Source organism: Isoptericola sp. NPDC060257 (assembly GCF_042726645.1).
GTDB lineage: Bacteria > Actinomycetota > Actinomycetes > Actinomycetales > Cellulomonadaceae > Isoptericola > Isoptericola nanjingensis.
In genome coordinates, this window is sequence record NZ_JBHXAW010000026.1 from 1 (window position 1) to 24,196 (window position 24,196).

General features: G+C 75.3%; 26 protein-coding genes. 10 read left to right on the plus strand and 16 right to left on the minus strand.

The annotated features are described in order from the left end of the window. Positions 1-74: 74 nt before the first annotated feature. Together ACFWEK_RS03815 and ACFWEK_RS03820 are read left to right on the plus strand one after the other, a co-directional pair. Complete coding sequence (locus tag ACFWEK_RS03815) at positions 75-1,001, plus strand: ankyrin repeat domain-containing protein (protein WP_430553149.1); 927 nt, start codon at positions 75-77, stop codon at positions 999-1,001. Between the two features lie 139 nt (positions 1,002-1,140). Beyond that, on the plus strand, positions 1,141-1,563 hold the full coding sequence (locus ACFWEK_RS03820; RefSeq protein ID WP_430553150.1) for a hypothetical protein: 423 nt from the start codon (positions 1,141-1,143) through the stop codon (positions 1,561-1,563). A 2-nt stretch (positions 1,564-1,565) separates the two neighbouring features. On the opposite strand, the gene ACFWEK_RS03825 is transcribed toward ACFWEK_RS03820, so the two are convergent. Continuing rightward, a complete protein-coding gene (locus ACFWEK_RS03825) occupies positions 1,566-2,222 on the minus strand; it encodes a dihydrofolate reductase family protein (RefSeq protein ID WP_430553151.1) in 657 nt (218 codons plus the stop codon). Between the two features lie 146 nt (positions 2,223-2,368). Here ACFWEK_RS03825 and ACFWEK_RS03830 point away from each other — a divergent pair, with 146 nt between their 5' ends. Then, the gene (locus tag ACFWEK_RS03830) at positions 2,369-2,848 is read left to right on the plus strand and encodes an HNH endonuclease (protein WP_429762592.1); all 480 of its coding nucleotides are present in this window, start codon (positions 2,369-2,371) and stop codon (positions 2,846-2,848) included. A 2-nt stretch (positions 2,849-2,850) separates the two neighbouring features. Here the strand turns inward: ACFWEK_RS03830 and ACFWEK_RS03835 are convergent, their stop codons facing one another. Next, a complete protein-coding gene (locus ACFWEK_RS03835) occupies positions 2,851-3,843 on the minus strand; it encodes a hypothetical protein (RefSeq protein WP_429762593.1) in 993 nt (330 codons plus the stop codon). A gap of 172 nt (positions 3,844-4,015) precedes the next feature. On the opposite strand from ACFWEK_RS03835, the gene ACFWEK_RS03840 reads away from it, so the two are divergent. Further along, a complete protein-coding gene (locus tag ACFWEK_RS03840; protein WP_430553152.1) occupies positions 4,016-4,381 on the plus strand; it encodes a DoxX family protein in 366 nt (121 codons plus the stop codon). Positions 4,382-4,399: 18 nt separating this feature from the next. Here ACFWEK_RS03840 and ACFWEK_RS03845 read toward each other — a convergent pair whose 3' ends face one another. Continuing rightward, complete coding sequence (locus tag ACFWEK_RS03845) at positions 4,400-4,816, minus strand: winged helix-turn-helix transcriptional regulator (protein WP_430545022.1); 417 nt, start codon at positions 4,814-4,816, stop codon at positions 4,400-4,402. 138 nt (positions 4,817-4,954) lie between these two features. Between ACFWEK_RS03845 and ACFWEK_RS03850 the strand changes: the two genes are divergently transcribed. Next, complete coding sequence (locus ACFWEK_RS03850) at positions 4,955-5,320, plus strand: DoxX family protein (RefSeq protein ID WP_430545021.1); 366 nt, start codon at positions 4,955-4,957, stop codon at positions 5,318-5,320. Position 5,321: 1 nt separating this feature from the next. On the opposite strand, the gene ACFWEK_RS03855 is transcribed toward ACFWEK_RS03850, so the two are convergent. Next, positions 5,322-5,744 carry a DUF779 domain-containing protein gene (locus ACFWEK_RS03855; protein WP_430545020.1) on the minus strand — a complete coding sequence of 141 codons (423 nt, stop codon included), beginning with the start codon at positions 5,742-5,744 and terminating at the stop codon, positions 5,322-5,324. A 4-nt stretch (positions 5,745-5,748) separates the two neighbouring features. After that, positions 5,749-7,272, minus strand: a complete 1,524-nt coding sequence (locus tag ACFWEK_RS03860) for an aldehyde dehydrogenase family protein (protein ID WP_430545019.1) — start codon at positions 7,270-7,272, stop codon at positions 5,749-5,751. Positions 7,273-7,451: 179 nt separating this feature from the next. Here ACFWEK_RS03860 and ACFWEK_RS03865 point away from each other — a divergent pair, with 179 nt between their 5' ends. Beyond that, entirely contained in the window at positions 7,452-7,841 is a 390-nt protein-coding gene (locus tag ACFWEK_RS03865) for a hypothetical protein (protein ID WP_430553153.1), read from the plus strand. A 4-nt stretch (positions 7,842-7,845) separates the two neighbouring features. On the opposite strand, the gene ACFWEK_RS03870 is transcribed toward ACFWEK_RS03865, so the two are convergent. Further along, positions 7,846-9,120 (minus strand): GAF domain-containing protein, encoded by a 1,275-nt coding sequence (locus ACFWEK_RS03870; RefSeq protein WP_430545017.1) that lies wholly within the window; start codon positions 9,118-9,120, stop codon positions 7,846-7,848. A 115-nt stretch (positions 9,121-9,235) separates the two neighbouring features. Between ACFWEK_RS03870 and ACFWEK_RS03875 the strand changes: the two genes are divergently transcribed. Continuing rightward, complete coding sequence (locus ACFWEK_RS03875; RefSeq protein ID WP_430553154.1) at positions 9,236-10,189, plus strand: SDR family oxidoreductase; 954 nt, start codon at positions 9,236-9,238, stop codon at positions 10,187-10,189. A gap of 13 nt (positions 10,190-10,202) precedes the next feature. On the opposite strand, the gene ACFWEK_RS03880 is transcribed toward ACFWEK_RS03875, so the two are convergent. After that, positions 10,203-10,490 carry a DUF3175 domain-containing protein gene (locus ACFWEK_RS03880; protein ID WP_430553155.1) on the minus strand — a complete coding sequence of 96 codons (288 nt, stop codon included), beginning with the start codon at positions 10,488-10,490 and terminating at the stop codon, positions 10,203-10,205. A 48-nt stretch (positions 10,491-10,538) separates the two neighbouring features. Continuing rightward, positions 10,539-11,519 carry a bile acid:sodium symporter family protein gene (locus ACFWEK_RS03885; RefSeq protein WP_430553156.1) on the minus strand — a complete coding sequence of 327 codons (981 nt, stop codon included), beginning with the start codon at positions 11,517-11,519 and terminating at the stop codon, positions 10,539-10,541. 159 nt (positions 11,520-11,678) lie between these two features. Here ACFWEK_RS03885 and ACFWEK_RS03890 point away from each other — a divergent pair, with 159 nt between their 5' ends. Next, positions 11,679-12,650 carry an MBL fold metallo-hydrolase gene (locus ACFWEK_RS03890; RefSeq protein ID WP_430553157.1) on the plus strand — a complete coding sequence of 324 codons (972 nt, stop codon included), beginning with the start codon at positions 11,679-11,681 and terminating at the stop codon, positions 12,648-12,650. Here the strand turns inward: ACFWEK_RS03890 and ACFWEK_RS03895 are convergent. The 3 genes from ACFWEK_RS03895 to ACFWEK_RS03905 form a co-directional block, all read right to left on the minus strand. Next, the gene (locus tag ACFWEK_RS03895) at positions 12,623-13,606 is read right to left on the minus strand and encodes a serine hydrolase (protein ID WP_430553158.1); all 984 of its coding nucleotides are present in this window, start codon (positions 13,604-13,606) and stop codon (positions 12,623-12,625) included. The two genes, ACFWEK_RS03890 and ACFWEK_RS03895, sit on opposite strands and share 28 nt — an antisense overlap. Beyond that, entirely contained in the window at positions 13,603-14,487 is an 885-nt protein-coding gene (locus ACFWEK_RS03900) for a LysR family transcriptional regulator (RefSeq protein WP_430553159.1), read from the minus strand. The genes ACFWEK_RS03895 and ACFWEK_RS03900 overlap by 4 nt, the downstream gene beginning before the upstream one ends. A 100-nt stretch (positions 14,488-14,587) precedes the next feature. After that, a complete protein-coding gene (locus ACFWEK_RS03905; RefSeq protein WP_430553160.1) occupies positions 14,588-15,454 on the minus strand; it encodes an SDR family oxidoreductase in 867 nt (288 codons plus the stop codon). A 160-nt stretch (positions 15,455-15,614) separates the two neighbouring features. On the opposite strand from ACFWEK_RS03905, the gene ACFWEK_RS03910 reads away from it, so the two are divergent. Beyond that, the gene (locus ACFWEK_RS03910; RefSeq protein WP_430545009.1) at positions 15,615-16,040 is read left to right on the plus strand and encodes a winged helix-turn-helix transcriptional regulator; all 426 of its coding nucleotides are present in this window, start codon (positions 15,615-15,617) and stop codon (positions 16,038-16,040) included. A gap of 3 nt (positions 16,041-16,043) precedes the next feature. Here ACFWEK_RS03910 and ACFWEK_RS03915 read toward each other — a convergent pair whose 3' ends face one another. Together ACFWEK_RS03915 and ACFWEK_RS03920 are read right to left on the minus strand one after the other, a co-directional pair. After that, a complete protein-coding gene (locus ACFWEK_RS03915; RefSeq protein ID WP_430553161.1) occupies positions 16,044-17,120 on the minus strand; it encodes a hypothetical protein in 1,077 nt (358 codons plus the stop codon). After that, positions 17,117-18,292 (minus strand): SPFH domain-containing protein, encoded by a 1,176-nt coding sequence (locus ACFWEK_RS03920; protein WP_430545007.1) that lies wholly within the window; start codon positions 18,290-18,292, stop codon positions 17,117-17,119. Before ACFWEK_RS03920 ends, ACFWEK_RS03915 begins: the two co-directional genes overlap by 4 nt. A gap of 181 nt (positions 18,293-18,473) precedes the next feature. Here ACFWEK_RS03920 and ACFWEK_RS03925 point away from each other — a divergent pair, with 181 nt between their 5' ends. Next, the gene (locus ACFWEK_RS03925) at positions 18,474-19,112 is read left to right on the plus strand and encodes an NTP transferase domain-containing protein (RefSeq protein ID WP_430553162.1); all 639 of its coding nucleotides are present in this window, start codon (positions 18,474-18,476) and stop codon (positions 19,110-19,112) included. A gap of 69 nt (positions 19,113-19,181) precedes the next feature. Here ACFWEK_RS03925 and ACFWEK_RS03930 read toward each other — a convergent pair whose 3' ends face one another. The 3 genes from ACFWEK_RS03930 to ACFWEK_RS03940 all read right to left on the minus strand — a co-directional run. Beyond that, the gene (locus ACFWEK_RS03930; RefSeq protein ID WP_430553163.1) at positions 19,182-22,031 is read right to left on the minus strand and encodes a molybdopterin-dependent oxidoreductase; all 2,850 of its coding nucleotides are present in this window, start codon (positions 22,029-22,031) and stop codon (positions 19,182-19,184) included. After that, positions 22,028-22,882 carry an FAD binding domain-containing protein gene (locus tag ACFWEK_RS03935; RefSeq protein ID WP_430545004.1) on the minus strand — a complete coding sequence of 285 codons (855 nt, stop codon included), beginning with the start codon at positions 22,880-22,882 and terminating at the stop codon, positions 22,028-22,030. Before ACFWEK_RS03935 ends, ACFWEK_RS03930 begins: the two co-directional genes overlap by 4 nt. Continuing rightward, a partial coding sequence (locus tag ACFWEK_RS03940; protein WP_430553164.1) for an XdhC family protein occupies positions 22,873-24,196 on the minus strand: 1,324 nt, incomplete at its 5' end. The genes ACFWEK_RS03935 and ACFWEK_RS03940, both read right to left, overlap by 10 nt.

A 24,196-nucleotide genomic window follows, 5' to 3' on the forward strand; every position in this document is an offset into this window, starting at 1 on the left:
GAGTTGTCGCAGCCCATCGGGCCCGATCACGGTGTCAACCGCCTGTTCGGCGTCGCCTCGGGCAGGATCGGGGGATGGCGACGACGCTGCGCACGCTCCTGCTGGGCCAGGTCGAGTTCTACTGGGACGTGCACCTGTGGCCGCGGCTGCAGGGGCTGACGGATGACGAGTACCTCTGGGAGCCGGTCGACGGCGCGTGGAGCCTGCGGCGCGACGACGGCGGCACCGTCCGGATCGAGCTGACGCCCGTGGACCCGCCCGGGCCCAAGGTGACGACGATCGCGTGGCGCGCCGCGCACCTGGGGCGCGACGTCTGGGGCACGCGCGGCCGCGCGCTCTTCGGGTCGACGACCGCCCCCACCGACGCCGACATGTTCGACGCGCGGCACTGGCCGGAACCGCTGCCGCTGACCGCCGCCGGCGGCCTCGACCTGCTGCGCGAGGGCTACGAGCTGTGGCGCGACCACCTTTCGCGGCTCGACGACGACGCGCTCGCCGAGCCGCTCGGGCCTCGCGGCGGGCCCTACGCGGACGACTCGCTCGCCGCGCTCGTCGTGCACCTCAACCGCGAGGCGATGGCGCACGGCGCCGAGATCTGCCTGCTGCGCGACCTCTACCGCGCGCAGCGCGAGCGCCGCGACCCCGTCGTAGCGACGGCGCTCGGGGGCAGCGCGGCCGACCTCGAGCGGATGCTCCGGCTCGACGGCGGCCTGGGCGACCTGCCCGACCGGCACCCGACGCTGCTCGTCGAGCTGGCGGGGCTCGGCCGCTGGGACGCGGTGCGGTCGCTCGCGGAGCGCGGCTTCCCGGTCACCGTCGCGGCCGACGACGGCTCCACGGCGCTGCACTACGCGGCGACCACCGGCACCCCGGACGATGCCCGGCTGCTGCTCGACCACGGCGCCGACCCCAGCGCCGTCGACGCACGCTTCGGGACGACGCCGGCCGGCTGGGCCGAGTTCCTGGGCCGCACGGAGCTGGCCGAGACGCTCGCCCCCTGACCGCCGAGCAGGCGGTCGACACCGTGATGGGCCCCGTGGGACCGCGATGACGGTGTCAACCGCCTGTTCGGCGACGGGGCGCGGCGGCCTGTGGATAACCCCGGCGGGCGGTCGCCCGGGTGCGGCAGGGTGACGGCGCATGGACACCATCACCCCGTTCCGCCCGGGCGACGAGGTCGCCGACGACGCCGAGCTGCTGGAGCTCGCCCATTTCCTGGCGGGAGGCGTCCACCCACGACGGCGCACGCTCACCGTCACCTGGCTCGACGCCGACGACCGACTCCTCGGGCTCGCGCTGCCCATCGACGACGTGCCCCGCCGGCCCGACCCCGCCGCCCTCGTCGGCCTGGGCACCGTGCTGCGCAGCGTCGTCGACGACGAGGCACCCGGCGGCAGCGCCGTCGTCGTGCTCGAGCGGCCCGGCGACGCGACGCTCACGGCCGACGACCGCGCCTGGAACCGCGACCTGCGCGAGCAGGCCGGCGCCCAGGGCGTGCGGCTGCGCGGGTTCTTCGTCGCCGCCGGCGGACAGGTGCGGCCGCTGGCGCTGGACGACGCGTGAGCTCAGTCCTCCACGCGGACGGACTGGCTGCCGTCGACGACGTCGGCGGTGCCGTGCCGCAGCGGCCGCGGCTCGAGGTCCAGGAACACCAGCCCGCTCTCGCCGATCCGCGACCGCGTGACGGCGAACCCGGACGGCGCAGCGCCGTCGTCGAACAGGCGCGCGCCGGAGCCGACGACGACGGGCGCGACGACGAGCCGCCAGACGTCCACGAGCCCCAGGTCGTGCAGCGTGCTCGCGAGGCGCGCGCTGCCGTGCACCTGCAGCTCGCCGTCCGGGCCGTCCTTGAGCTCCTGCACCCGGGCGGCCAGGTCGGCGTCGTCGGCGGGGTCGATCACCGTTGTCCCGGCCCACTCCGGGTCGCGCAGGGTCGAGGAGACGACGTAGCGGGGGCCGGCGTCGATGCGCGCGGCGAGGGCGTCGTCCGGGTCGGTGACCTGCCCCCACGACGCCCAGAACATGTCGTAGGTGGTGCGGCCGAGCAGGAAGGCGTCGACCTCCGCGAACCACCCGTCCACAACCTCCCCGAACACCGGGTCCGTGGTGAACGGGACGAACCAGCCGCCCTCGGTGAAGCCGCCGCGGGTGTCCTCCTCGGGCCCTCCGGGGCCCTGCACCACCCCGTCGAGCGAGGTGAAGATGTTGACGCTCAGCCGCATGGCATCCTCCGTCATCGACCGCCCGGCCGACCTTTGCCCTGGACTTCCGCGCCTCGGCGGCATACTTTCACCTCGGCAGCATGCTGTGACCGGATTCACACACGCTACCGGATCCGCCGGTCGGACGAGCTGGAGGGAGCGGGGCCGTGGCCGATGTCCTGGTGCTCAACGCGGGCTACGAGCCCCTGCACCGCGTGTCGGTCAAGCACGCCATCACGATGCTCGTCCGCGAGGTCGCGGTCGTCGAGGAGGCGGTGGAGGGCCACCGCTTCGGCCCCTACCCGATGCCCCGCGTGCTGCGCCTGGTGCGGTACGTCGCGATGCGCTGGCGGTACCGCAGCGCGGGCCGGCCGGCGGTCACGAAGGACGGCGTGAAGCGTCGCGACGGCGCGTGCGCCTACTGCGGCGGACCCGCGGAGACGGTCGACCACGTGGTCCCGCGCTCCCGTGGCGGCGACTCGTCGTGGCTCAACCTCGTCGCCGCGTGCGAGACGTGCAACGGGCGCAAGGCCGACCGCACCCCGCTGGAGGCCGGCATGCCGCTGCTGCTCGCACCCTTCGTCCCGCCCGCGGAGCACGGGCTCGTGCGCCGGCGACGGCGCGCCACCGCGCCGGCCGCGGCCTGAGCTCAGGCCGCGGGCTCGTCCTCCGGCAGGTCGGGCACCACGGTGAGCGACCCGGTCGCCGGCAGGGCGTTCGCGCCGCCCCGGTCCGCCGGCGTGAGCGCGCGCGACGCGATGACGCTGCTCGCGAAGTTCGCGTGGCACTCGGTGCAGTACCACTCGGGCGTGGGCACGGGCACCTCGAAGCCGCCGTAGACGACGTCCGGCTCGGCGTTCATCACGTCGTCCTGGAAGGTCATGCCCCACACGATCCGCTTGGTCTTGCCCCGCGCGCCGCAGCCCGGGCACTGGGGGCGCATCCGCGCGCGCTGCGACGCCACGGTGTGCGCGTGCAGCAGGTCGTGGCACTGGCCGCACAGCAGGTGCACATCGCGCACGAGCTGCTCGAGGGTGCGCCCGCCCGCGGTCGTGGTGCCGAGGCGGACCGCGCCGTCGTCGTGCGCCTGCATGCGGTGCACGTCGACGAACCGCTCGCAGGTGGCGCAGCGCTCCTCGCGGCGCATCGACCAGCCCGTCACGGCGCGGTGGCCCAGGATGCGCAGGGCGTGCACGTCGGGCGCGGTGGCGCCGGCGCCGCAGTCGCCCGGGTCCAGCGTGTGCACGGGGCCGCCGCGGAACTGCTCCGCGACGCCGTCGAGCACGAGCCGCGCGTGCTCGGGTGGCAGCCAGCCGGACGTGCCCGTGTAGGTGTCGGCGCCCTCGAACAGGTCGGCCCACACGATCGGGCGGTCCGGGCCGAAGAGGTCGTCGCTCACCCAGCTCTCGCCGTCGCTGGCACCCATGAGCTCGACGGCGGCGACCACGCCGGCGTCGCCGAGCACGGTGACGACGACGTCCCCCCGCTGCGGGCCGTCCGGACCGGCCGGCAGCCGGTGCTCCGGCGACCGGGTCGCGATCGCGACGGACTCCGTCAGCCAGTCGGCCGACCAGTGGAGGTACACGGACGGCACGAGCCACGCGGGCAGGGCCGACAGGGAGGGGAGGGTCTCTCGGGTCACCGGAAGAACATATCGGGCGCCGACCCTCCGACACCACGGGCGAGGTCGTTCCGGTCACGCTGTCCCCGCGCTAGGTTCCCAGCAGGCACGACGGCGTCGCCGCTCCGCACCGTGCACGACCCCAGGCACCGCCGCCGCCCCGCCGACGAGCTTCTGCCGCGAGGAGGCACGGATGAACATCGGACTGTGGGTCGCCGCCGCACTGTTGGCGGCGCTCTACCTGGCGGTGGGCGTCGCCAAGCTGACCCGCCGACGCGACCGGCTCCGCACTGCCATGGGGTGGGTGGACGACTTTCCGGTCGTCGTGGTGCGGCTCATCGGACTGGCGGAGATCGCGGGCGCGCTGGGCCTGCTCCTCCCGCTGGCCACCGACGTCCAGCCATGGCTGACCCCGACCGCGGCGACCTGCCTCGTCGTGCTGCAGGCGCTGGCGATCGCGGTGCACGTGCGCCGCCGCGAGCTCGCGCAGCTGTGGGTCAACGTGCTCCTGCTGCTGGCCGCCGCGTTCGTCGCCGTCGGACGGTTCGCCGGCTGGTGACCGGGCCGACGGCGCCCGTCAGCCCTCGGCGCGCGCCGCGTCGTAGGCCTCGCGGTGCTCCCGGATGGCGTCCGTGTGAGCGAACGCCCACTCCACCAGCGCGACGACCGGCGGCAGGAGCGTCGCCCCCAGGTCGGTGAGCGCGTAGTCGACGCGCGGGGGCACGACGGCGTGCACCGTGCGGCTCACGAGCCCGTCCCGCTCGAGCTGGCGCAGCGTGAGCGTGAGCATCCGCTGCGAGATGCCCTCGATGCCGTGCAGCAGCTCCGTGAACCGCCGGGGGCCGGGCGCGAGCGTCCCCAGCACGAGGGTGCTCCACTTGTCGCCCACGCGGTCGAGGACGGCGCGGACCTCGCTCGTGGCCTCGTCGGCGTGGCACGACGCACCCAGCACCGGGCGTCCCGGCACGTGCCCGACCTGCTCCGTCGTCGCCATCCCCGCTCCGTCCGATGTGCCTGAGGCACACGGGTGTGCCTTTTGTACGCCCACCCATGATTACCCATCATGCTGCCAGGCACAAAGAGTGACCGACCAGACGGGTCGTCACCGGCCGGACCCCTCGAAGGATGCAGCATGAACCTCGCCCTGTGGATCGCCTCCGGCCTGCTCGCCGCCATGTTCCTCATGGCCGGGCTCGGGAAGGCCCTGCGGCCCGCGGCCGCGCTCCAGGAGCAGATGCGCTGGGTCACCCCCGAGCGGCTCGCCGCCGTGCGGGTGCTCGCCTGGCTCGAGGTGATCGGCGCCGTCGGCGTGGTCCTGCCCTGGGCCACGGGCGTCGCGCCCGTGCTGACCCCGATCGCCGCCGTCGGCCTCGCCGTCACGCAGGTCGGCGCGATCCCGCTGCACCTGCGCCTCGGCGAGGGCAGGAGCGTGCCGGTGAACGTCGTCCTGCTCGCGCTCGCCGTGTTCGTCGCCGTCGGCCGGTTCGCCGCCCTCTGAGCTACCCGCGGGCCGGCAGCGCCGCCCACTCCGCGTCGGTGAGCAGCCGCGAGCGGATGAGGAACCGCACGCCCTCGGGCGCCTCGACGCTGAACCCGGCGCCGCGGCCGGGCACGACGTCGATCGTCAGGTGCGTGTGCTGCCAGTACTCGAACTGGGCGCGGCTCATCCACACCGGCACGGTGAACTCCTCCCCCGTCGCGCCGGGTGCGTCGTCCGGCCCGTCGACGAGGCGCAGGTCGCCCAGGTGCACGTCGGCGTCGCCCAGCAGGAAGTCGCCGTCCGGGTAGCACATCGGGCTGGACCCGTCGCAGCAGCCGCCGGACTGGTGGAACATCAGCTCGCCGTGCTGACGCCGCAGCCGGGCGAGGAGCCCGGCCGCGGCGTCGGTCACGGCGACACGGGAGATCGTGTCGTCGGTCATCGGTCTAGAAGAACCCGAGCTTCTGGCCCGAGTAGCTGACCAGGAGGTTCTTGGTCTGCTGGTAGTGGTCGAGCATCATCTTGTGGTTCTCGCGCCCGACGCCCGAGCCCTTGTACCCGCCGAACGCCGCCGCCGCGGGGTACGCGTGGTAGCAGTTCGTCCAGACGCGCCCGGCCTCGATCGTGCGGCCGGCGCGGTACGCCGTCTCGCCCTGCCGGGACCAGACCCCGGCGCCCAGGCCGTAGAGGGTGTCGTTGGCGATCTTCATGGCGTCGTCGAAGTCCGCGAACTCCGTCACGGACACGACCGGCCCGAAGATCTCCTCCTGGAAGATCCGCATGGAGTTCTTGCCCTCGAACACGGTGGGCGTCACGTAGTAGCCGCCCGCCAGGTCGCCGTCGAGCTCGGCCCGGTGCCCGCCCGTGAGGACCTTGGCGCCCTCCGCCTTGCCGATGTCGATGTACGACAGGATCTTCTCGAGCTGGTCGTTGCTCGCCTGCGCGCCGATCATCGTCTCGGTGTCCAGCGGGTTGCCCTGCTTGACCGCCCTCGTGCGCTCCAGGGCGTCGCCCAGGAACTGGTCGTAGATGTCGGCCTGGATGAGCGCGCGCGACGGGCAGGTGCACACCTCCCCCTGGTTGAGGGCGAACATCGTGAACCCCTCGAGCGCCTTGTCGTAGTAGTCGTCCCTGGCCGACGCGACGTCCGAGAAGAAGATGTTCGGGCTCTTGCCGCCCAGCTCCAGCGTGACCGGGATGATGTTCTGCGACGCGTACTGCATGATCAGGCGGCCGGTCGTGGTCTCGCCCGTGAACGCGATCTTGCGGATGCGCGAGCTCGACGCGAGCGGCTTGCCCGCCTCGACGCCGAAGCCGTTGACGACGTTGACGACGCCGGGCGGCAGCAGGTCGCCGATGAGGTCCATGAGGAACAGGATCGACGCCGGCGTCTGCTCGGCCGGCTTGAGCACGACGGCGTTGCCCGCCGCGAGCGCCGGCGCCAGCTTCCACGTGGCCATGAGGATCGGGAAGTTCCACGGGATGATCTGCCCGACGACGCCGAGCGGCTCGTGGAAGTGGTACGCGACGGTGTCCTCGTCGATCTCCGAGATCGACCCCTCCTGGGCGCGGATGGCGCCGGCGAAGTAGCGGAAGTGGTCGATGGCGAGCGGGATGTCGGCGGCGAGCGTCTCGCGGACGGGCTTGCCGTTCTCCCACGTCTCCGCGACGGCGATCTTCTCGAGGTTCGCCTCCATCCGGTCGGCGATCCTGTGGAGCACGTTCGCCCGTTCCGTGACGGACGTACGCCCCCACGCGGGCGCCGCGCCGTGGGCGGCGTCCAGGGCGCGCTCGATGTCCTCGGCGTTGCCGCGGGCCACCTCGGTGAAGGTCTGCCCGGTGACCGGGCTGGGGTTCTCGAAGTACTGCCCGCTCGCGGGCGGGACGTACTCGCCGCCGATCCAGTGGTCGTACCGGGCGCGGTACTCGGCGACCGCCCCGGGCTGACCGGGGGCTGCGTAGACGGTCATGCTGCCTCCTCGCACGTGCGGCGCCTCGTCGCGCCGCGATGGACGCGACGGTAGGAGGCGCAGGGTTGCAGTTCCGTTGCAGTGCGGCCCGCACGAGGTCCCGGGCTGGACCCTGGCCCGAGCGGACCGCAGGATCGGCGGAGGGCCGGGAGCCGGCCCGCGACGGTACGGGGGCGTCGATGCGCGGCAGGTCGCGGTTGCTGATCGGCGCGGGAGTGGTGCTCGCCGTGGTGGTGGGCGTCTTCGTGCTCACGCCCGGCGCGCTCGCCCGGTCCCAGTTCGTCCTCCGGGAGCAGCGCACCTCCTGCGGCGAGGTCGAGCACGGCGTGCAGGGCGGCGGGATCCCCGCCGACGCGCGTGACTGCCTCGACGCGGCGTGGGAGTCCGGGGCCGAGCTCACGGTGATGACTCCGACCACCGAGGGCGACCCGACGTTCACCTACTACCGTGTCTGGGGCGGCGGCCTCGAGATCTTCCACGACACGTCAGGCGACACCTACGGGCCGGGCACGTGGAGCCGCAGCGTCTGCCCCGGCGACGACCTCGAGGGCGCGCTCGAGCGCTGCTGACCGCTCAGCTCAGCTCGGTGTCGAGCAGCCCGGCACGGGCGCGGGCGCGCACGGCCTGCGGGCTGCCGGCCGGGGCGACGTCGAGCAGGCGGGTCCAGGCGGCGTGGTCGTCGGCGCCGTCGGCCCCGCGCACCCAGGCGTCCAGGGCGTCGGGGTCGCCGGCGGCCAGGACGGCGGCGCGCACCTCGGCGGAGAGCTCCGCCCGCAGCTGCTCGACGCCGGGGGCGACGGACCGCGGCAGCAGCGGCGCGTAGGCGACGACGGCGGCGCGGACGTCGCCGGCGGCGAGGGCCGCGCGCACGTCGCCCGCGTCGGTGCGCAGAGGGCGGGCGAGCCGGTAGGGGCGCGACCCGGCGAGCAGCGCGCCGACGACGTGCCGCAGCCGCGAGACCTCGGCCCGCACGGTGACGTCGGACAGCTCGCCGGGGTGCAGCAGCACGGCGAGCTCGTCGGCGGCCAGGCCCCGCGGGTGCTCCGCGAGCAGCAGTAGGATCTCGGCGTGCCGCAGGGACAGCGGCCGCTCCCCCGCGGGCGTCCGCAGCAGCGGGCGGCCGAGCACGCGGAGGTCGACCGGTGCGACGCCGGACGGGTGCGGGGCCGCGGCGGCGCGGGTCGCGAGCTCGCGCTCCACGGTGGCGACGGTGGCCCGCACGAGCGACAGCACGACGTGCGTCGCCGCGGCCCGCCGACCGGTGACGTCGAGGACGCCCAGCACGCGTCCGGTGCGGGGGTCGCGGATGGGTGCGGCCGCGCAGCTGAGCTCCTGCACGGGGCGCGAGAAGTGCTCGGCGCCGATCACCTGGACGGCGCGGCGGGTCGCGAGGGCCGTCCCCGGCGCGTTGGTGCCGACGCTCTCCTCGCCCCACACCGCGCCCTCGACGAACCCCACCCGGTCGACCGTGCCGCGCAGCCGGCGGTTGCCCTCCACCCAGAGCAGGCGGCCGATCTCGTCGGAGACGGCGACCACCAGGCCGTCGTCCGCCGCGCCGTCGACCACGAGCTCGCGCACCACCGGCATGACGGCAGCGAGCGGGTGGGCGGCGCGGTAGGCGGCGAGCTCGCTGTCGCCGAGCGCGACCTGCGGGTGCGGGGTGTCCGGGTCGACGCCGCTGCGCAGGGAGCGGCGCCACGAGTCGGCGACGACGGGGTCGATGCCTCCGGGCGGCTCGCCCGTGCCGAGGAAGCGCTCGTACGCCGCGCGCACGCTGCGGGGGTCACGACGCACGCCTGCCGCGCGGGCCCCGTCCCCGCGGGCCATCGACGTGGCCGAGCGTTCCACCGCGACCTCCCGACGTCGTCGTCCGGTGCGTGCGGCACAGTCTAGGGGGCGGACAGCCCAGCCACGGATCGTCGGACCCTGGATCACCCCCGCGCCGTGGGGCACCGTGGGGCGCATGACACGCACCGATCGCGACCCCGTCCTCCCCGACCTCACCCTGCCTGATCTCACCGGACGGCGCGCGCTGGTGACCGGCGCGAGCGACGGCGTCGGCCTGCGGATCGCGACCCGGCTGGCGGGGGCCGGGGCAGAGGTCCTGCTGCCGGTGCGCAACCCGCGCAAGGGCGCGGCGGCCGTCGAGCGGATCCGCGCGCGGCACCCGGGGGCGCGGCTCGTCCTCCACGAGCTGGACCTGGCGTCCCTCGCGTCGGTCGCGGCGCTGGCGGACACCCTCGAGGGCGCGGGCGAGCCGGTCCACCTGCTGGTCAACAACGCGGGGGTCATGACCCCGCCGGAGCGGCAGGTCACCGCCGACGGCTTCGAGCTGCAGCTCGGCACGAACCACCTCGGCCACTTCGCGCTCACCGCCCACCTGCTGCCGCTGCTCCGGGCGGGGCGGGCCCGCGTCACGACGCAGTCGAGCGTCGCCGCCCGCCGCGGCGCGATCCTGTGGGACGACCCGAACGCGGAGCGCCGGTACGACGGCCGCCGCTCCTACGCCCGGTCGAAGATCGCCTGCGGGCTGTTCGGCCTCGAGCTCGCCCGCCGCAGCGCGGCCGCCGGCTGGGGCGTCACGAGCAACGTCTCGCACCCCGGCGTGGCCCCGACGAGCCTGCTCGCCGCGCGGCCCGAGGTCGGCCGCGCCGGGGACACCCGGGCGGTGCGCGTCATCCGCTGGCTCTCCGCGCGCGGCCTCGTCGTGGGGACCGTCGAGAGCGCCGCGCTTCCCGCGCTCCTCGCGGTCGCCTCGGCCGAGGCGCGCGACGGCGGCTTCTACGGCCCGCGCTGGCCGGGACACCTCGGCGGCCCGCCCGGGCCGCAGCGGCCCTGGGCCCCGCTGCGCAGCGCCGACGACGCCGCGCGCCTGTGGGCACTGTCGGAGGAGCTCACCGGGGTCACGTTCCCCTGAGCGCCACGGCCGATCAGTCGCGTCCGAACGCCCTGCTCAGCTCGCCCTTCGCGCGCTCGAGGACGTCGCGCTGCGCCGCGGGGAGGTTCTTCCCGGCCCGGTTGACGGAGAACGTCAGCATCGACATGGCCGACTGGTACGCCGAGCCCTTGCGTCGGTCGCTCGCCTCGGCGGACCGCTTCAGGGACGCGGCGATGCGCGCCGGGTCGTCCCCGGCGAAGACGTCGTCCTCCAGGTCGAGCGCGTCGGAGTGCTCGGTGACGTCCTGCGACCACCGCTCGCCGTCGTCGTCCTCGGCCATGCCACGACGCTAGGCCGGGGGCCGGGATGCTCGCAGCCGCCCCGTTGCTCAGTCCCGCAGGGCGAGGCGGCGGGCGAGCACGGCGCAGACCACGAGCTGGAGCTGGTGGAAGATGATCACCGGGACGGCGATGACGCCGGCCGCGGCGACCGGGAACAGCACGCTCGCCATGGGGAGGCCGGTGGCGAGCGACTTCTTGGACCCGCACATGAGCAGCGCGATCCGGTCCTCGACGGGCAGCTTGAGCGCGGCTCCGCCCCACCACGTGAGCCCGAGCATGATCGCCAGGAACACCCCGCTCACCCCGAGCAGCACGACGATCGCCCAGGCGGAGGTGCCGGCCCACACACCCGCGGAGCTCGCCGCCGCGACGGCCGAGAACACGACGACGAGGATGGCCCCGCGGTCGACGGACAGGGTGAGCCAGCGGCGGGCGCGGACCCAGTCGCCCACCCACGGCTGCAGCAGCTGACCCACGACGAACGGGAGCAGGAGCTGCAGGAGCACGGTCTGCAGCCCGTCGAGGCCGTGCCCGGCCGTGGCGCCTGCGCCGCCGTCGGCGTCGGTCATGAGCCACAGCACCAGCAGCGGGGTGAGCACCATGCCGAGCACGTTGGACACGGTGGCGCCGCAGATCGCGCCCGCGACGTTGCCGCGCGCCACGGACGTGAACGCCACCGACGACTGCACCGTCGACGGCAGCAGCGACAGGTAGAGCATCCCGGCGGCGAGCGGCGCGCCGACCAGCGGGGCGATCGCCCACGCGACGACGAGGCCGAGCACCGGGAACAGCACGTACGTGGCGACGAGGATGCCGCCCTGCAGGCGCCAGTTGCGCAGCCCGGCCCACACCTCGCGGGTCGACAGGCGCGCGCCGTAGACGAGGAACAGGATCGTCACCGCGACGTCGGCCGCGACGTCGACGACCTGCTGCACCCCCGGGCCGACGGGCACCATCAGCCCCAGCACCATCACCACGACCAGCGTGACGACGAACGGGTCCACCCAACGGCTCAGCACACGACGCACCGGGCGAGTGTAGGGAGTGCAGCGCCGGAGGCGCGGACACGTCCGCGCGGCACCGACCGGACACCCATACCCGACGCGCATGAAACGACCGCCACGAGTCTTGGTGGGCATCGGTCGCGGGGTGGCACGGTCGTGGCCACGACGACCCGAGGAGACGACATGACCCCGACCGTCCGCCGCCGGACCCTGTTCGGCATGGCCGGAACCGCCGCTGCCGGAGCGCTGACCGGCGCCCCTGCCCTCGCCGCGCCCCGGGTGCCGGACCGAGGTGCGGCCGGCCACGCGACGTTCCGCTGGCTCGGCGTGGCGGGCTGGCAGGTCCGCACGCCGCGCGCCCACCTGCTGGTCGACCCCTACCTCACCCGGTTCGACACAGGGCTGGCGAAGGGACTGTTCGACCGCGGCACGCGGCTCACGGTCGACCCGGCGGCGATCGACGACGTGCTGGGGCGGCCCGACCGGGCAGGCCGGGTCACCGCGACCCTGGTCACGCACACCCACTGGGACCACTTCGGCGACGTCCCGCACATCGCCGCGACCCGGGGCGGCACGGTGTTCACCACCCTGACGGGATATCACCTCGCACGGTCCTTCGGTGTGGCCGACGACCAGCTCGCGGTGCTCAAGGGCGGCGAGGAGATCGTCGTGGGTGACCTGGTGGTCCGCGCCGTCCGGTCGTTGCACAGCCGGTCCGGCAACGGCGGGGTGCTGTTCCCCGGGGTGCGCCACGCGGTGCCGGAGCGCCCCGCGACCATCGCCGACCTGCCGGAGGGCGACACGCTGGCGTACCTCCTGCGCGCGCCGTCGGGCCGCAGCGTGCTGCTCCTGGGGGCGAGCGACTTCGACGACGTGTCGTTGCGCGGGCTGCGGCCCGACGCGGTCGCCGTGCCGGTCCCGGCGAACCACGTCACCAGCGAGTACGCCTCCCGGCTCATGGACGTCCTCGGCGGGCCGAGGCTGGTCGTCCCCGTCCACTGGGACCACTTCGAGGCCTCGCCGACCGACCCGCCCACCGTGCAGGACGACGGGACGGCCGACCGGCTGCGTGCCACGGTGGCCGCGATCCGACGCGTGTCGCCCCGGACCCGCGTCGTCGTGCCGGACTACCGGAGCTCGCTCGACCTGCTCTGACGGACCGCCGGGATCGCGGGCGTGGTGGGGCGCGGCGGGGGCGCGGTGCGGCGCACCAGGTCGTGCAGCCGGCGAGCGGCACGACCGAGCGCCATCTCCGCGGCCGGCTGCGCCCCCGCCGCCACGCTGGACCGGCTGAGGACGACGACGACGAACCGGCCGCCGTCCGCGTGCTCGACGACCCCCGCCTCGTGCCGCAGGTTGAGCACGGTGCCCGTCTTGGACGACCAGGTGGACGAGTCGCGGTCGAACTCGGGCGCCAGGCGTTGCCGGTGCACGTTGGAGGCGAGGAGCTCGCGCAGGCGGCCGGACACCGCGTGGTCCAGCCGGTCCGGGTCCCAGACCGCGCCGAGGAGGTCCGCCAGCACGCGCGCCGAGGAGGTCGTCGACACCGAGACGTCGAGCGACCGGATCACGCTCCCTCCGCTCGCCGTGCTCGCCAGCGCCGCGAAGGCGTGCCCGAGGCCCGGGGCGAGGTGTTCCAGGGCCTCAGCCGGGGTGTCGTCCAGCGCGCCGAGACCGTGCCGGATCTCGACGTCCGGCACCCGGAGCTCGCGCAGCACCCGGCTGACGTGGGCGGGAGGGGTCAGGGCGAGCAGCGCGTCGCAGGCGCTGCTGTCGCTCAGCGAGACGGCCAGGTAGAGCAGGTCGTCGAGGGCCACCGACGCCGGGTGCCTGAACCGCGTGATGCCCGGCGGTCCCGGGCTTGTCGCACGCCCCGGGTCGACCACCACCGTCGAGGCGGCGTCGAGCTCCCGGCGACGGATCCGCTCGAGCGTCGCGAGAGCTACCGGGACCTTGACGAGGGAGGCGACCGGGAGTTCGAGGTGCGGGTCGACGCCGACCTCCCGACCGGAATCGAGATCGCGGACGAGGATCCCCGCGGTGAGGCCGGCATCGGCGAGCTCGTCCCGTACCCGCCGGACCTCGTCCGCCGCGGCGGCTCCCGCGATCACGTGGGGAGCTCCGCGGCGCCGAGAGCGAGCGCGATCGCCTCGGCCAGGGCGTCGATCGAGGCGGTCGCGGTCACGGGGTCGCCGGGCCGCAGCTCCAGGCGGTGCGCCCGGGCGAGGTCGAGGCCGCCCGGCGACGTCCAGGAGAGCCCCAGCTCGCGCGCCTGCACCGGGGTGCAGAGCAGCAGGTCCGCGCTGGTCGTCACCGCGGCCAGCGCGGGGACCAGCGGGGCCACCCGCACCTGCCGCGGCAGACAGCCTGCTGCCGCGGCGTGCCGGGCCAGGGCGTCGCCGACGAGGGCGTTGTCGTCCTCCGGGGTCACCCACACGCGCCGCGGCGGTCCGGGGTCGCCACGGCGCGGGGACAGCTCGTCGAGGTACACCCGTGCCCCGCCGTCCGGGCCGCCACCTCCCCACCCCAGCGGGGCGGTCCAGCGCGCCGCACCCGTCGTCGCCACGACGAGCGCGGCGTCCGCGCGCGAGTCGCGCACCATCTCCGCGCGTCGTGCCGGAGGGGCAGGCAGCGGCCGCAGCACGATCCCCGCCTGCCGGGCATCGGCGATGAGCGTGGCCGTGACCGTCGGCGAGAGGTCCTCCGGGATCGCGAGGCGCAGCGGCGGCGCCTCGCGCATCGCCGCCGCCGCTCGCAGGTCGTCCGCCGCCTCGACGACGCGCTGGGCGGCCGGAAGCAGCCGGCTCCCCAGCCCCGTGAGGAACACCTCGCGCGTCGTCCGGTCGAACAGACGCCCACCGAGGTGCGTCTCGAGCGCGGCGACGCGGCGGCTCACGACGGGCTGTGGCACGCCGATCGCCGCCGCGCCGCCGGTGAAGCTGCGCCTCTCGCTCACCGCGACGAACGCACGGCAGGTGTTCTCGAGGTCCACGGGGCGATTATCCCCACCGTGCTCTCGCGACCCGCGGAGCGACCGGCGAACCGGCGGGACGACGGGACGCCTGCGGGTCAGAGTGGCACGGCGGAGGCGCTCAGCCCCGCAGGCCCCTGCGCAGGCCGTCGGCCAGCGGCGTGGTGGGGCGGCCGATCAGACCGGCGAGAACGCCCGTCGTCTCCGCCAGGAGCCCGGCGCGGGTGTCGGCGTCCAGCGCGACGAGGAATCCGGCCGTGCCCTCGTCGAGGCCGGCGGCGAGCAGCGCGGCGCGGTGTTCCTCGGGCTCGACCGAGCGGTAGATCACGGGACGGCCGAGCACCTCCGTGACGGTGCGGGCGAGCTCGTCGAAGTCCCACGCGACGTCGCCGGTGAGCTCGTGGACGGCGTCGTCGTGCGCGCCGTCGGTGGCGAGCGCGACGACGGCCGCGGCCTCGGCGTAGTCGGCGCGGCTCGCGCTGGCGACGCGGCCGTCCCCGACCGAGGCGACGATCTCCCCGGTCTCCCGGGCCCGCTCGACGTCGGGCAGGTAGTTCTCGGTGTACCAGCCGTTGCGCAGCACCGTCGTGGTCAGGCCGGACGCCGCGAGCAGCTCCTCGGTCGCCTTGTGCTCCGGCGCGAGGATCAGGGGGGAGGTGTCGGCGTGCGGGGCGCTCGTGTAGACGACGCGGCGGACGCCGGCGCCCTTGGCCGCGTCGATCACGGCGCCGTGCTGGCGGATCCGCTGGCCGACGGCGGAGCCGGAGACGAGCACCAGCACCTCGACGCCGTCGAGGGCGGGGGCCAGCGTCTCCGGGCGGTCGTAGTCGGCCTCGCGGACGACGACGCCACGCTCCGCGAGGTCCGCGACCTTCGCCGTCGAGCGGGCGAGGGCGACGACGTCCGCGGGCGCGGCGCCGCGGGCGAGGAGGGACTCGACGACGAGGCGACCCAGGTGGCCGCTGGTGCCGGTGACGGCGATGGTCATGGTGATGCTCCTTCGGGTGCTGGCTCAGGTCGGGCTCGCGGCCGGGCCCGTCGACCGGACCGCCCCGCCAGCATGCACTTACTTTTCGTTAGTGCCAACCGGATGAGTGTGCGGCGCTCGTCACAGTGCCTGCGTGCGGAGCGCGCCGTATCCTGTCCGAGTGACCCCTGACTCCCCCGCCGTCGCCCCGGTCGACGCCGTCGACGCCGGCCCGACGGACGCGATGATCGCCGACGTGTTCTCGCGCGGGTGCACCTCGCGGCAGGCGCTGGAGGCGGTCACCGGGCGCTGGGGCGTGCTCACGGTGGCCGGGCTGCGCGACGGAGCCGTGCGGTTCAACGCGCTGCGCCGCCGCATCGACGGGGTGAGCGAGAAGATGCTCGCCCAGACCCTCCAGGCGCTCGAGCGCGACGGCATGGTCGCCCGCGAGGTGCGCACCACCATCCCGCCGCACGTCGAGTACTCGCTCACCGACCTCGGCCGCCGCGTCGCCGACCGGCTCGTGGGACTGCTGGACGTCCTCGAGGGCTCGGTCGACGAGGTCAGCGCGGCCCAGCGGGCGTACGACGCGCGCCGCGACGCCTGACCCTCACGTCCGCGAGGTCACGTACCAGAGCACGAGCGCCGCGACGACGAGGAGCGCGACGACCACGGCGACCGCGATCTTCACCGCGCTGAACGGCCGCCGCCCGACCACCTGCCCGGTGTTCGCGTTGACCATGACCTGCCACTGCCGGCCCGCGTACACGTAGGTCGCGATCCACAGCGGCAGCAGCACGAGCTTGAACATCACGTCGGTGTAGGCGGTGGTCACCGAGCCGACCCGCTGCTCGTCGCCGCCGATGTCCCGCCGGACGTCGGCCCGGACGGTCTTGGCCATCGTCTCCTTGGCCCGCTCGAGTCCGGCGGCGGGCTCCACCTCGTACCGGGCCGCCGAGTACCCGGCGAGATACTCCGCCCGGAACGGCACGGCGTCCTCGAGCGGCCACGGCCCGAGGCGGCGGAGATCGGCCTCGGACACCTGGGACGAGGCCGGGACCAGGACGTCGTCGAAGGACCGCTCGACCCGTCCCGTGACCGGCGTCCAGCTCACCCGCCGCTCCTGCCGCTCGTCGTCGCCTTCCTTCACCGTGACGTGGTACGCGTCACCGCGCTGGCCCGTGTACGACGACGACGTCTCTGCGTCGAAGGTCCAGTGGGGCACGTACGAGCCGTGCAGCGACTCCGTGTCGCCGACCTTCTTGAGCTCGCTCGGTGCGAAGGGGCGCGAGCGCACCCAGCGCCGGAACGCCTCGCGCGCCCGCGCCCGCTCCACGCCGAACGGCACGACCGCCTCCGGCTGCACGAGCCCGTCCACCTCCGCGACGGCGACGAGGTGGCCGCCGCAGAAGCGGCACGCCGCGGACAGGTCGGTGCCGCGCGTCGTCGCGCCGCACCCGTCGCAGGTGAGCAGGCGGTCGTCGAGGGCGATCGCACGCGCCCCGTCCTGGGCGGCGGCCCACGCGTCGAACGAGTGCTCGTCGACGGCGTCGCCCGCCGCGTGGACGATCGCCACCTCGCCGCCGCACGCCCCGCACCGCAGGTGCTGCGTGCCGGGCACGTAGGCGAGCTGGGACCCGCAGGCGTCGCAGCGCGTGCGGACGAGGTCCTCCCGCACGTCGCTCACGGCCGCGCCTCCGTGCCGCTCGACGTGCCGCTCGACGTGCCCGCGTCGGGCGGCAGCGGGGGCGGCGTCGCGGCGAAGAGCGGGGCGAGCGCGGGCACCTGCCCGGCCGGCGTCCAGGCGGCCATGCCCTGCCGCCACACGAGGGTCTCGCGCGTGAGGCCGCCCGCGTCGACGAGCGCGGCGACGTCCGCCGCGCTGCCGGGCCCGGCCTGCGCCCCGCCGGCCGACCAGAACCACGGGGACTCGGCGACCGGCAGCGGCGGCGGGCCCGCGGGAGCCGGCGTCACGGCCGGCGGGACGGCCGCCGCGGGCTGCGCGGCCGACGCGAGCGCCTGGGCCATCTGCTGCCCCATCGCCATGCCCATCCCGAGCCCGAGCCCCTCGCCGGCCCCGCCCGGGTTCGCGGCGGCGGTCTCGATCGCCGTCGCCGACTGGAACTTCGCGTACTGGTCGAGGTCCCCGACGACGGCCATCCGGGTCCGCTTGTCCAGCGCCGCCTCGACCTCCGGCGGGAAGGAGACGTTCTCGAGGACGAGGCGCGGCACGGCGACGCCGTACTCCGTGAGGTCCTCGGTGAGCTGGTCCGCCAGGCGGCCGGCGATCTCGCGCTGGTTCGCGGCGAGGTCGATCACGGCGACGCCCGCCTCGGCCAGCGCCGGGCCGAGCCGGCCCACGACGAGGCTGCGGAAGTAGTCGCCGATCTCGTCCGTACGGAACTGCGGGTCGGTGCCCACCAGCTGGCGCAGGAGCGCGGCCGGGTCGACCACCCGCAGCGCATAGGTGCCGTACGCACGCACGCGGACCGCGCCGAGCTCGGGGTCGCGGAGGATCAGCGGGTTCTGCGTGCCCCACGTGAGGTCCGTGAGCTGGCGGGTCGCGACGAAGTAGACCTCCGCCTTGAACGGCGAGCTGAAGCCGTGCTTCCAGCCCTGGAGGGTGGACAGCACCGGCAGGTTCTTCGTCTCGAGCGTGTACGTGCCCGGGGCGAAGACGTCGGCGAGGCGCCCCTCGCTGACGAACACCGCCGCCTGCCCCTCGCGCACGACCAGCCGGGCCTGGTTCTTGATCTCGTTGCCCTGGCGGGGGAAGCGCCAGACGATCGTGTCCCGGCTCTCGTCGAGGAACTCGACGATGTCGATCAGCTGTCCACGCAGCTTCTCCAAGAAGCTCATCCGGAATCCTTCGGTCTCGTTCGGGGCCGGCCGTTCGGGTCGCGCGGCCGCTGGGCCGCGCTGAGCATAGCGGCGTCTGGCGCCGCCGATGACGGCACCAAGCCCCGGCAAAACGTGCTGGTCGGGGCGGTGAACCCGGGAGTGCTCCGGCACCGGCCCGCCCGCGACCTATCCTGGCCGGGTGGCCGCCGCTCCCCTGTCCCCCGACCCGACGGACACCGCCGCGGTGCTCCTCGCGGCCGGCGCGGGCACCCGGCTCGGCCGCGGCCCCAAGGCTCTGCTCCCCCACCGTGGCCGCCCCCTCGTCGAGCACGTCGCGGACGTCCTCCTCGCCGGCGGGTGCGGCGCCGTGCGCGTGGTGCTCGGCGCCGAGGCGGACCGCGTGCTCGCCGAGGCCGCGTTCCCGGACCCGGCCGTCCGCGTCGTCGTCAACCCCGCCTGGGCGACGGGGATGGCCTCCTCGCTGCGTACGGGCGTCACCGCCGCGCTGGGGCTCGGCCCGCGGCGCGTCGTCGTCGCCCACGTCGACCAGCCCGGCGTCGCTCCCGAGGACGTCGCACGCATGCTCGCGGCGCACCGTCCCGGCCGGGTCGCAGCCTCGCGGTGGGCCGATGCGACGGCGTCCGACGGGAGCCGCCCGCGCTGGGCGCACCCGCTCGTGCTGGACGCCGAGCTCGCCGGGCCCGCCGCCGCGAGCGCCGTCGGGGACGCCGGGGCGCGCGCCGTCCGGCGCGCGCCCGCCGCCCGCCTCGGCGTCGTCACGCACCCCGGCGACGGCCGCGACGTCGACACCGAGGCCGACCTCGACCTCCTCGCCTGATCGTTGTGGGTGGGCGTGTGGCCCTGTTCGCGCCCGAAACAGGGCCAAACGCCCACCCACAACGGTCGGTCAGGGCGTCGCGGCGGCCTTGATGCCCAGGTAGACCTTGTCGCGGGACAGCGGGAGCTCGGTGAACCGCACGCCGGTGGCGGCGCGCAGCGCGTTGGCGAACGCGGGGGCCACGGGGTTGAACGGGCTCTCGCTCATGGACTTCGCCCCCATCGGCCCGGTGGAGTCCGACGTCTCGGCGAAGTACACCTCGCTGCGGGGCACGTCCGCGAAGGTGGGCAGGTGGTACTGGCGGAAGATGTCGGTCGTGACGCGGCCGGCGTCGTCGATCACGACGTCCTCGTACAGCGCGGCGCCGAGGGCCTGCGCGATGCCGCCCTCGACCTGGCCGCGGCACTGCCGGGGGTTGACGACCTCTCCGGCGTCCGCGGCCTGGACGCTCTGCAGGATGCGGATCTCGCCGGTGCCGCGGTGCACGGCCACGCGGAAGCCGTGCACGTTGAACGCGACGGACCGGGGCGTGCCGCCCCAGCGGCCCTCGGCCTCGAGCCGCACGCCCGCGGCCTGCGCATGGCGCGCCACCTTGGCGAGCGGCACGACGGCGCCGCCCTCGTACTCGACGCCGCCGGGCACCAGGCGGCAGTCAGCGGGCGCCGTCCCGGTGAGCGACGACGCCACCACGCGCACCCGCTCCGCCAGCTCCGTGGCCGCCGCGAGCGACGCCTTGCCCGCCACCACGGTGCCGGTGGACCCGAACGCGCCGGTGTCGTGCTCCACGAGGTCCGTGTCGGACTGCTTGACGACGACGTCGGCGGCCCGCTGCCCGAGCGCGCTGGCCACGAGCTGGGCGTGCACCGTCGTGGTGCCGTTGCCGAACTCGGCGGTGCCGACCTCGGCCTCGACCACGCCGTCCGGGCGCAGCCGCGCGCGGGCGTGCGCCACGTGCCCGCGCGGCGGCACGGTGTCGATCATCGACAGCGCCGTGCCCTCGCCGACGCCCCACTCGTCCCCGAGCCACGGGCGCGTCGGCTCCGTGGGGTCGGCGCCGTACGCCGCGACGTCGCGCGCCCGGCCGCGGGCCAGCGCGTCGTCGGCCAGCGCGATGCACTGGTCGAGGCCGTAGCTGCCGTACAGCACGTCCTCCTCGGGCTCGGGCGCGGTGGACAGCATCGGCACGCCCGGGTGCACCACGTTGCGGCGGCGCAGCTCGAGCGGGTCGAGGCCGAGCTGCCGGGCCAGCTCGTCCATCGCGGACTCGACGGCGAAGATCATCTGGCTCAGCCCGTACCCGCGGAACGCGCCCGACGGCAGGGTGTGCGTATAGACGGCGTGCGCGTCGACCTTCTTGTTCGCGCAGGAGTAGACGGCGATCGACTCGCCGCAGCCGTGGAACATCACGCCCGGCCCGTGGTTGCCGTACGCGCCGGTGTTGCTCAGCACGTCCAGGTGCAGCGCGGTCAGCGTGCCGTCGCGGCGGGCGCCCGCCCGGACCCGGATGCGGAACGGGTGCCGGGTCGTCGTGCCGACGAACGTGTCGCTGCGCGTGAGCTCGAGCTGCACCGGCCGGCCGAGCCGCAGGGCCGCGAGCCCCGCGACGTCCTCGACCAGCACCTCCTGCTTGCCGCCGAACCCGCCGCCCACGCGCTCGCACACCACGCGCACGCGGTCCATGGGCAGGTCCAGCACGCGCGCGAGATGGCGCCTCGCGAGGAAGGGCACCTGGGTCGAGGACCGCACCACGAGCCGGCCGTCGTCGTCGAACGACGCGATCGCCGCGTGCGTCTCGAGCGCCGCGTTCTGCACCCGCTGCGTGCGGTAGGTGGCCTCGTGCACGACGTCGGCCTCCGCGAGGCCCGCCTCGACGTCACCGAGCTCGGAGTGCAGCTCCGCGACGACGTTCGCCTCCGGACGCGAGACCCGTGCGGTCGCGGCGTCCAGGTCGGGGTGCACGAGCGGCGCGCCGGGGACCATCGCCTGCTCGGGGTCGATCAGCGCGGGCAGCACCTCGTACTCCACCCGCAGCCGGCGCACGCCCTCCTCCGCCGCGGCCACCGAGTCGGCGACGACGGCGGCCACGCGCTGCCCGACGTGCCGGACGACGTCGTCGAGGATGCGGGTGTCGTCGGGGTCGTCCGTCCACAGCTCGTGCTGGGCCGTGCTGAACCGGGCGGCGGGCGCATCCTCGTGCGTGAGCACCGCGCGGACCCCGGGCACGGCGAGCGCGTCGGAGGCGTCGACCGACAGGATCCGCGCGTGAGCCTGCGGCGACCGCGCCAGCTTGAGGTGCAGCAGCCCCGGGTACGCCTCCGGGTCGACGTCGAGGGTGTAGCGCACCTGGCCGGTCACCACGCCGCGGCTCGCGGGCGCAGGCTCCGAGGTGCCGAACGCGGTGCTGCAGGCGCCGATCGTCTCGGCGGTCTCCGTCCCCCGCACGGCGTCCTCGATCGCCCGGTAGCCCGTGCACCGGCACAGGTTGCCCTTGAGGTTGCGGGGCAGGTTCGCGCGCTGGTCGTCGTCGAAGGTCGCGGCAGTCATGATCATGCCGGCGGTGCAGAAGCCGCACTGGAAGCCCTGCGCGTCGTGGAACCGCTGCTGCACGGGGTGCAGCCCGTCCGCCGTCGGCTCCTCGGCCGTGGCGGCGAGGCCCCCGATCGTCGTGACGTCGCGCCCGGCGGCGCGCCGCGCGGGGTACACGCAGCTGTGCACGGGGACGCCGTCGACGTGCACGGTGCACGCGCCGCAGTCGCCGCCGTCGCACCCCTTCTTGACGCCGAGCGAGCCCTGCTCGCGCAGGAACGTGCGCAGGCACTGGCCGGCGCGCGGCACGGCGTCCACGTCGCGGCCGTCCACCCGGAGCACGGGCGAGGAGCCCGGGGAGAGGGTCGTGGGGCGGGTGGTCGCGTCGGTCATCGCCGGCCTCCGTCGGTCAGCTCGGCGCGGATCTCCTCCGCGAGCCGGTAGGTCATGTCGCGGCGCCACTCGGGCAGGCCGTGGATGTCGTCGTGGTAGAGCTCGGACGGGATCGCGACGTCGATCGCGGCGGCCAGCCCGACGGCGTCGGGGTGCGCGCCGGCGGGGAACCGCAGCTGTACCGGCCGACGGGTCGACGCGGTCACGGTGATCACCAGCTCGCCGCCGTCCTCGGGGGCGTCGAGGCGGCCGATCAGCAGGACCCCGGAGCGTCCGAGGTTCGACAGCGACAACCGCCGGTAGGCGGTGCGGGCGCGGAGCGTCGCGGCCGGGAGCCGGATCGCGCGCAGCAGCTCGCCCGGGGCGAGGGTGTTGCGCATCTCGCCGGTGACGAGCTCCGCCACGGGCTGGGTGCGCCTGGCGCCGCCCGGGCCCCACACCTCGGCGACGCCGTCCAGCGCCGCGGTGAGCGACGTCATCGGGCCCGCGGGCAGCGACGTCGCGACGTTGCCGCCGACGGTCGAGGTGTTCCAGATCTTGAACGACGCGACGAACGCGTCGCAGCACGGGCGCACGAGGTCGAGCGCGCGCCACGCGCCGCGCACCGGTCCCGACGCGGCGGCCTCCGGGAAGGCGTACAGCTCGGCGACGGTGCAGGTCGCGGCGATCTCCAGCCCCTCGTCGGTCACGGTGAGCGCGGGCCAGCCGGCGGTCGTGACGTCCAGCAGGCGGCGCAGCGTCTGGCTGCCGTACGAGAACAGGACGGTGCCGCCGGCCAGCCACGCATCGCCCTCACGCCAGTCGGCGGGGTCGGCGGTGGGGACCAGGTCGGTGACGGTGTTCATGTCCACCGGGGGTGCTCCTTGGTTCGGGTGGTGCTGGAGGTGGTGCCCGAGGTCGTGCCAGGGGTCGTCCCGGCGGCCGCGTGCAGCGGCCCGTCGGTGCGGCTCAGGGGGACGGCCGCGTCGCGGCCGTAGCGGACCGCGACGAGCTCGGCGACGACCGACACGGCCACCTCCTCCGGCGTCACGGCTCCGAGGTCGAGGCCGATCGGCGAGCGCAGCCGGGCCAGCCGGTCGGGGGTCACGCCCTCGTCGCGCAGGGCCTGCATCCGCTGGGCGTGGGAGCGGCGCGAGCCCATCGCGCCCACGTACGCGAGCGGCAGCCCGAGCGCGAGCCGCAGGGTCGGGACGTCGAACTTCACGTCGTGGGTGAGGACGGCGACGGCGGTGCGGGCGTCGAGCCGGCCGGCGGCGACCTCGGCGGCGAGGTACCGGTCCGGCCAGTCCACGACCACCTCGTCCGCCTGCGGGAACCGGTGCGGCGCGGCGAACACCTCCCGGGCGTCGACGAGCGTCACGCGGTACCCGAGCAGGTGCACGGCGCGCACGAGCGCGCCGGCGAAGTCGTTGGCGCCCACCACCACGAAGCGCGGGGGCGCCAGCCGGGTCTCGACGAGCAGCGTGACGGGCTCCTCCGGGGCGCCGTCGTCGCACGCGCCGTCGGGAACGCCGGGGGCGGCGTGGACCGTGGCGGCGCCGCCCGCCCGCAGCACGGCCGCGACCTGCGCGGACACCGCGGGCAGCGCGCCGTCGTCCACCAGCCCCCGCAACGGGTTGTCAGGGCCACACACGGGTTCTGGTGCTCCTGACCCTGACGGCTCGGGCAGAAGGATGGTCGTGGGTCGCGCGACGTCGAGGCGGCGGACGAGGGCAGCGGGAGCTCCGCCGTCGGCGACGAGGCCCGCAAGCGCGACGGCGGCGGGGTCGTCCGGGTCCCCGGGGCGCACGGGCTGCACGTGCACCTCGAGGCTGCCGCCGCAGGTGAGCCCGACGGCGAACGCGTCATCGTCGGAGTAGCCGAAGGTCTCGCGGTGGCACTCGCCGACGGCGATCGCGTCGAGCGCGGCCGCGTGCACGGCCGCCTCCACGCAGCCGCCGGAGAGGCTGCCGACGACGGCACCGTCGGCGCGCACGGCCATCGCCGTGCCGACGGGCCGCGGCACGGAGCCGGACGCGCCGACCACCGTCGCGACGGCGAACGGCTGCGCGCCGGGCTCGAGCCACGCGGCCAGCTGGTCAGCCAGGGTGAGCATCTGGGGTCCCGTCCTCGTCGCGGCCGCGCAGAAGGCCCAGTCGCTGCTCGAGCAGGGCATCACGCTCTTC

Excerpts from the sequence above, each read along its gene's own strand:
- ACFWEK_RS03815 (WP_430553149.1), top strand. The coding sequence starts at position 75 with ATGGCGACGACGCTGCGCACGCTCCTGCTGGGCCAGGTCGAGTTCTAC.
- ACFWEK_RS03820 (WP_430553150.1), top strand. The coding sequence starts at position 1,141 with ATGGACACCATCACCCCGTTCCGCCCGGGCGACGAGGTCGCCGACGAC.
- ACFWEK_RS03825 (WP_430553151.1), bottom strand. The coding sequence starts at position 2,222 with ATGCGGCTGAGCGTCAACATCTTCACCTCGCTCGACGGGGTGGTGCAG.
- ACFWEK_RS03840 (WP_430553152.1), top strand. The coding sequence starts at position 4,016 with ATGAACATCGGACTGTGGGTCGCCGCCGCACTGTTGGCGGCGCTCTAC.
- ACFWEK_RS03845 (WP_430545022.1), bottom strand. The coding sequence starts at position 4,816 with ATGGCGACGACGGAGCAGGTCGGGCACGTGCCGGGACGCCCGGTGCTG.
- ACFWEK_RS03850 (WP_430545021.1), top strand. The coding sequence starts at position 4,955 with ATGAACCTCGCCCTGTGGATCGCCTCCGGCCTGCTCGCCGCCATGTTC.
- ACFWEK_RS03855 (WP_430545020.1), bottom strand. The coding sequence starts at position 5,744 with ATGACCGACGACACGATCTCCCGTGTCGCCGTGACCGACGCCGCGGCC.
- ACFWEK_RS03860 (WP_430545019.1), bottom strand. The coding sequence starts at position 7,272 with ATGACCGTCTACGCAGCCCCCGGTCAGCCCGGGGCGGTCGCCGAGTAC.
- ACFWEK_RS03865 (WP_430553153.1), top strand. The coding sequence starts at position 7,452 with ATGCGCGGCAGGTCGCGGTTGCTGATCGGCGCGGGAGTGGTGCTCGCC.
- ACFWEK_RS03875 (WP_430553154.1), top strand. The coding sequence starts at position 9,236 with ATGACACGCACCGATCGCGACCCCGTCCTCCCCGACCTCACCCTGCCT.
- ACFWEK_RS03880 (WP_430553155.1), bottom strand. The coding sequence starts at position 10,490 with ATGGCCGAGGACGACGACGGCGAGCGGTGGTCGCAGGACGTCACCGAG.
- ACFWEK_RS03890 (WP_430553157.1), top strand. The coding sequence starts at position 11,679 with ATGACCCCGACCGTCCGCCGCCGGACCCTGTTCGGCATGGCCGGAACC.
- ACFWEK_RS03905 (WP_430553160.1), bottom strand. The coding sequence starts at position 15,454 with ATGACCATCGCCGTCACCGGCACCAGCGGCCACCTGGGTCGCCTCGTC.
- ACFWEK_RS03920 (WP_430545007.1), bottom strand. The coding sequence starts at position 18,292 with ATGAGCTTCTTGGAGAAGCTGCGTGGACAGCTGATCGACATCGTCGAG.
- ACFWEK_RS03930 (WP_430553163.1), bottom strand. The coding sequence starts at position 22,031 with ATGACCGACGCGACCACCCGCCCCACGACCCTCTCCCCGGGCTCCTCG.